Origin of the sequence: Synechococcus sp. H55.2 (assembly GCF_047462495.1) — a bacterium.
Taxonomy (GTDB): domain Bacteria; phylum Cyanobacteriota; class Cyanobacteriia; order Thermostichales; family Thermostichaceae; genus Thermostichus.
On record NZ_JANSJH010000046.1, the window covers coordinates 1 to 5,910 of the forward strand.

Annotated in this window: 6 protein-coding genes; 2 read left to right on the forward strand and 4 right to left on the reverse strand. The window is 53.7% G+C overall.

Annotation, left to right across the window (positions count from 1 at the left end; translation table 11 throughout):
- Positions 1–591: riboflavin synthase (locus NW844_RS07145; protein WP_414334697.1), on the reverse strand; the 591-nt coding region annotated here is incomplete at its 3' end.
- Positions 592–604: 13 nt separating this feature from the next.
- The gene (locus NW844_RS07150) at positions 605–2,323 is read right to left on the reverse strand and encodes an ABC-F family ATP-binding cassette domain-containing protein (protein ID WP_414334698.1); all 1,719 of its coding nucleotides are present in this window, start codon (positions 2,321–2,323) and stop codon (positions 605–607) included.
- A 277-nt stretch (positions 2,324–2,600) separates the two neighbouring features.
- Here NW844_RS07150 and NW844_RS07155 point away from each other — a divergent pair, with 277 nt between their 5' ends.
- Together NW844_RS07155 and NW844_RS07160 are read left to right on the forward strand one after the other, a co-directional pair.
- Complete coding sequence (locus NW844_RS07155) at positions 2,601–3,461, forward strand: hypothetical protein (RefSeq protein ID WP_414334699.1); 861 nt, start codon at positions 2,601–2,603, stop codon at positions 3,459–3,461.
- 264 nt (positions 3,462–3,725) lie between these two features.
- Positions 3,726–4,034: an OB-fold nucleic acid binding domain-containing protein gene (locus tag NW844_RS07160; protein WP_414334700.1), complete on the forward strand. Its 309-nt coding sequence runs from the start codon at positions 3,726–3,728 to the stop codon at positions 4,032–4,034.
- Positions 4,035–4,252: 218 nt separating this feature from the next.
- Here the strand turns inward: NW844_RS07160 and NW844_RS07165 are convergent, their stop codons facing one another.
- Both NW844_RS07165 and dnaA read right to left on the reverse strand, forming a co-directional pair.
- Entirely contained in the window at positions 4,253–4,852 is a 600-nt protein-coding gene (locus NW844_RS07165; protein WP_414334701.1) for a hypothetical protein, read from the reverse strand.
- Between the two features lie 221 nt (positions 4,853–5,073).
- Positions 5,074–5,910: chromosomal replication initiator protein DnaA (dnaA, locus tag NW844_RS07170; protein WP_414334702.1), on the reverse strand; the 837-nt coding region annotated here is incomplete at its 5' end.

Sequence of the window (5,910 nt, forward strand, 5' to 3'; positions counted from 1 at the left end):
CTCCGGCGGAGCCAGGCCCAACAATTTTTCCACATACTTGCCCAGCATGTCCGCCTCCACGTTCACCGGATCCCCCACCTGCAGCAGGGAGAGGTTGGTCTCGCGGTAGGTCTGCGGGATCACCGCCACCTTAAACCAGCAGCCCCCCTGGCGCGCCTCGGCAATGGTCAGGCTCACGCCGTTCACCGCCACGCTGCCTTTGGGCACGATGTAGCGCCCAATCTCCGCAGGAACTTTGAAGCTCAGCTCCCAGGCGTTGCCACTGGCGACCTGATCCCACAGTTGTCCCACTCCATCGATATGGCCGCTGACGAAATGTCCCCCCAGCTTGTCTCCCACGCGCAGGGAAGGTTCGAGGTTAACCGTGCGCGGGCGGGATCCCTGGCCCCAAACCGAGCGGCGCAGCGTTTCCGGCGAGACATCGGCCAAAAAGCCATCGGGCAGAATCTCCACCACCGTCAGGCAGAGGCCGTCCACCGCCACGCTATCGCCGTAGGCCAACTGCGGCTGTAGCTCTGGGCAGGTAACCCGTAGCTGTGAAGAACTGATCAACTGGGCTGTGCCGAGACTGCGCACCAAACCTGTGAACATGACTCTGCCCTCCTTAAGCTTTGCCAGCTGCTTTTTTGGCTTTTTGTTTTTCTCGCTCTTTGGCTCGTTTTTCAGCAGCTTTGGCTGCTTTTTCAGCAGCAATCCGCTCTTGTCGAGCTCTCTCTTTCTCTTCGGCAATCTTCTCCAAGTAGTAGTGGTAATCGCCCTGGTAGGCTACCAACTCGCCGTTGCGGATCTCGACAATTTTATTGGCCACTTTTGAGATAAAGTAGCGATCATGAGAGACCAGAATTGCCGTGCCGTCGTAATGCTGTAGAGCCTCTTCCAACATCTCCTTGGCTGGAATATCCAGGTGGTTGGTGGGCTCATCCAGGATCAACACATTGGCCGGTTGCAGCAGCATTTTTGCCAGGGCCAAGCGGGCTTTTTCTCCCCCACTCAAAGCTGCTACTTTCTTAAAAACAGCGTCGCCGCTGAAGAGAAAGCGCCCCAGCAGCGTGCGCACTTCCTCATTGTTCCAGTCGGGGACTTCGTCATGAATTGTATCGATCACGGTTTTGTTCAGATCCAAAGCCTCTGCCTGATTTTGCTCAAAGTAGACAGGAATAACGTTGTGGGGCCCCAATTTTGCGGATCCCTCGGTCGGCTGCTCCAGGCCAGTGATAAGGCGGAGCAGCGTCGATTTTCCCGCCCCATTGGGTCCTAAAAAGGCGACGCGATCCCCGCGTTCGATCAGCAGTTCTGCGCCCAAAAATAGAATTTTGTCGCCATAAATGTGGGTTAGGTTTTCGATCTTCACCACCTCGCGGCCACTGCGGGGGGCAGGAGGGAAGCGAAACCTAAGGGTGCGCACATCGCCAACCGGCGCTTCCACGCGCGCGATTTTTTCTAGTTGTTTTTCGCGGCTCTTGGCCTGGGTGCTGCGGGTGGCGCTGGCCCGAAAGCGATCGATGAAGGCCTGTTGCTTTTCGATCTCTTTTTGTTGTCGCTCGTAAGCCGACTGTTGCGCTTCTCGTTGCTCAGCTTTTTGTGCCAGATATTGAGAATAATTGCCTAGGTAGGTTCTGGAAACACCTCGCTCTGTCTCCACAATTTGGGTACAAAGTCGATCCAAAAACTCGCGGTCGTGGGAGACGATCACCATAGGGATCGTCAAGCTCTTGAGGTAGTTTTCCAGCCACTCGATGGTCTCCAAATCCAGGTGGTTGGTGGGCTCGTCCAGCAACAGCAAATCCGGCTCCTGTAGCAGAATCTTGCCCAAGGCGATGCGCATCTGCCAGCCGCCGCTGAAGGCGCTCACCAGGCGATCCCCATCCTGCGGCTCAAATCCCATTTCCGGCAAGATTTTGTCGATGCGGGCCGCCAGTTCATAGCCGTGTAGGCTCTCAAATTGCCGCTGCAGGCGATCCAGACGGCGCAGAAGGGACTCTAAGGTGTCGGGATCCGCCTGTTCCATCTGCCCGGTGACCTGGGCCATCTCCGACTGGATGCGGCTTTCTTCCCGAAAGACCGTCCACAGCTCCTCTCGCACCGTTCGGGCGGGATCCACCTCAAACTCCTGGCTGAGATAGACGATGCGCAGGTTGGCAGGGCGGATCACCTCGCCGCTGGTCGGGTCTTCTTGCCCACAAATGATCTTGAGCTGGGTGGTTTTGCCAGCCCCATTCACGCCCACCAAGCCGATGCGATCCCCGGGCTTGACCTCCCAGGTCACGTCCTTGAGCACCTCGCCGGTGGGGTAGATCTTGCTGATGTGTTCCAGTCGCAGCATGGGGTTCCTCGGTTCTGGGGGCCGACGGGGGAAATGTGGCGTTTTCTTTACATGCCTCACTCATCTTAGGCAGTCTTGGGATCCGCGTCCACGGGCCCTGGGCGGTTCCCGCTTCGTTTTTTCATCTTTTCATCTCGTCTTCTCCACTCGATGGTCGTTTTGCCGGTACCTGCTGAGGCCTTTAACATTTTCGATACTTAATTCGGAGCTTAAACTGTCCTTAACCACTAATAGAAAAAACTGAGCTAGTTTATAAGTAAGTTTAGGGTAGCCCAAGATGGCCAGCACTATTGTTAGAAAGAGGGATCGGCTAATATTACGCTCGCAGAATGACTGGTTTTCGCTTTTTATACTTATATTTGTTGCATCTGCTTTCCTCTCATTTGCCACTCTTCAGGCTGCTAGTGTAGATAGCCTAGAGATATCTTGTGTAAAGAGGGGAGTTAGGATGGCGGATTGTCAATTTACAACCATCCCCAAGCTTAGGATTTTTCCTCCTTCTAACAAAATCTACTCGGAAATTACAGGAGCTGAACATCAAACCGAAGTTGAAGAGTTTATAGATGATGAGGGAGATAAGTCTTATACTTATAGCTACTACCTAATTCTGTTCACAAGTGGAAGGATTTTGGATAGAGTGGAGGTCGATAGCAATAATCGCGCCCAATGGGCCAGTGAGCAAATCAATCAGTTCTTAGGCGAAGGCCAGGGAAGTTTAAACGTTGTCCACCATGATCTTCCGTCAAAATCTATGGATGCATTCTCTGCAGCCATTATCTTTTCATCCATTAGTCTAATTCCTCTTTTTATGTTATTTTTAATAATAAACTATGAGTCTGTTGATATTAATGGTCAGCTTAGAAAAGTTATAGTTACCCAGATTAATTTGCTGTCTAATAGAAAAACTTTTGTTGACTTCGAGGATGTCAAAAGTATTAGCCTCATAGAAAAAGTCGATAGTGATGGGTATAAGCTCTACGAGCTCAAACTTCAAACTAGAACGGCGGGTGAGATCACGTTGTTTACATCCTACATAGAAGAAAAAGCTGAGACTTTAGGAAGAGAAATTGCCACCCTGACGATGCGCCGCATTGACAGAAAAGCTCTTCCCGAACCGGAGAGGGGAGCCGCTGACTAAACGCCGTAGGAGCGTGCTTGCAAAAAAGTTTGGGACAGGAAGTTTAGCTCTTGCAAAATCCCCGAAAATGTTAAGAGAGCCCTAGGGAAGCAAAGACGCGATTTAGGGTTAAGGTATCTTTGATTTGCGTTTAAGCTTGTTGACGTGTTCTTCTTGGATTGTTAGACCCGAGGCAGTTTTTAACAATGTCGGGGTTCTTTGTATGAGGGTTGCGCCTGGATATATTGCTCTGACTTTTCTAGCACTAGCGGTGGGGGTTCTCCTGTGCAAGCTCAGGTTCCTATTCGTGAGCTCCAGCGTTATACCGGGGTTTTGGTTGCCGGTCGGATCACGAGCGTTTTCGGCAACAAGTTTATTTTGGACGATGGAACGGGCCAACTGCTTGTTGACGCCGGCCCAAGCTGGTACCGCCAGATCCAACTGGTGCCCGGCGAGCGGGTTACGGTGCTGGGGAAGTACGACGATGAAGACTTCGACGCTTACCGGATCACCCGCGAGAACGGTGAGGTCATCGAGATTCGTCCGGCAAGCGGCCCACCACCCTGGGCGGGAGGTTCCCGCGATCCCAGATAGGGCTCCAGGTTTTAAACCTTTTCCAATGCTTGCTTGTTGCTGATCGCTGCCGATCCTTGTCAACACTGTCAGGGATCCTGACTCCAGGCGGTGTTTTTATTTGAAGCTGCTCAGGACGTTTCTCGTGCTCTGCGCTGCCTGTTCCTTGGCCCCAATCCCTCTTCCAATGCTTGGGACTGGGGGGGAGGACGCCGAGGGCCCAAAGCGGGTCTTGCGACCTAAGGGATCCACTCCAGGCCAAAGCCAAAGCTGGATTCCTGTGCCAAGGTCGAGTTGCGCAAGCTATAGCGAGCAGAAAGGCGAAAGGAAGGGCTGATGGCGTAGGCAGCGGTGATCTCCGCCAGGGTGGCTTGTCCTTTTTCCTGGGGGGCAACCCAACTGTAGCTGCCGGTCAAATCTGCTGCTTCGGGCGCCAGGGCCAAAACGGCAAAAGCCCCATAGCTAACTCCGCTGAGGCTGTGGTTTTTCTGTTCCAAAGCTCGATATCCCAGTTGGGGGGCCAGGTTCAAGCGGGATCCCATAGGGGCCAGAAAGTAGCGCATCTCCGACCCGTACTGGCGCACTTCTGGATGTTCGGAAGATTGGCGATAGTCACCGCTGAGGGTGAGGCGATCGGCCAGGCGCAAGTCCTGCAGGCTGATTCGCCAGTGAGAGGAGGACTCGAAACCGGCCTGCAGGCGGGTGGGCAGGACGGGGGTATTGCGGATTTCTTCCAGGAGATTGGGTGGATTTTGCAGCCAGCGGCGCAGCACCGGGCTATTTTCCAGAACTTGGCCCTCCAGCCCCAAATCCAAAGCGGCTGAGAGCGGGGCCGGCACAGGATCTGGAAGACTTGCTTGCGTCGAATTGGCCCAAACTGGCCACCCTGGCGTCAGCTCGGCCCCGAGGAGCAACAGACCCAAGCAAAGCCCTTTGCCAGATCGCTCCACCAACTGCAACCCTCGCCTATCCCGTTTTTAACTCTAGCTGCTTCGAGAGGGATCCTCCACAGAAAACGGGACAGCGGAGAACCGGGGGCGGCTCAATGACAACGGAAAACCTAGCTCTTTCGGCTGTGGGCAACAACCCGCAGGCGCTCGGCTAACTTTTGCAGTTGCCGCTCAAATTGTAGATTCTCTCGCTGCAACTGGCGAACTTTTTCACAGCTATAGAGAACGGTGGTGTGGTCTTTCCCGCCAAAATAATCGCCAATTTTGGGCAAGCTGAGATGGGTGTAGTGGCGCATCAGGAACATAGCAATTTGCCGCGCTTGGCTGATGTCGCGCTTGCGGGAGGATCCCAATAAGCTCTCCCGGTCAACGCCAAACTCTTCACAGATGACTTCGATAATTATATCGGCGGTGATCTCTTTCGGCTCGCTGGGCGGATTGAGGATGGGTTGAATGGTCTCCACGCTCATCGGCAGGCCAGAAATGGAGACGTAGGCGACGGCGCGGATGAGGGCGCCTTCCAGCTCGCGAATGTTGCTGGTGTAGGTGGTGGCAATGTATTCGATCACCTCAGGTGGTAGATTCATCCCCTCGTACTCGGCTTTTTTCTTAAGGATGGCCATGCGGGTCTCGATATCCGGCGATTGAATTTCTGCAATCAAGCCCATCGAAAACCGAGAACAGAGCCGCTCCTGCAGACGAGGGATCAGGTGAGGGGAGCGGTCGGCAGCCAGCACGATCTGTTTACCCGATTCGTGCAGCGTATTAAAGGTGTGGAAAAACTCCTCTTGGGTGTACTCTTTGCCTTCGATAAATTGAATGTCGTCCACCAATAAAATATCCACATCTCGATAGTGCTCCCGGAAAGACTGCATGCTGTCTCGCCGGATGGCATCGATTAAATCGTTGGTAAAGCGCTCGGTGGACACGTAAAAGACCTTCGCCTG

Coding starts and splice junctions, on each gene's coding strand:
- NW844_RS07150 (WP_414334698.1), bottom strand. CDS start 2,323: ATGCTGCGACTGGAACACATCAGCAAGATCTACCCCACCGGCGAGGTG.
- NW844_RS07155 (WP_414334699.1), top strand. CDS start 2,601: ATGGCCAGCACTATTGTTAGAAAGAGGGATCGGCTAATATTACGCTCG.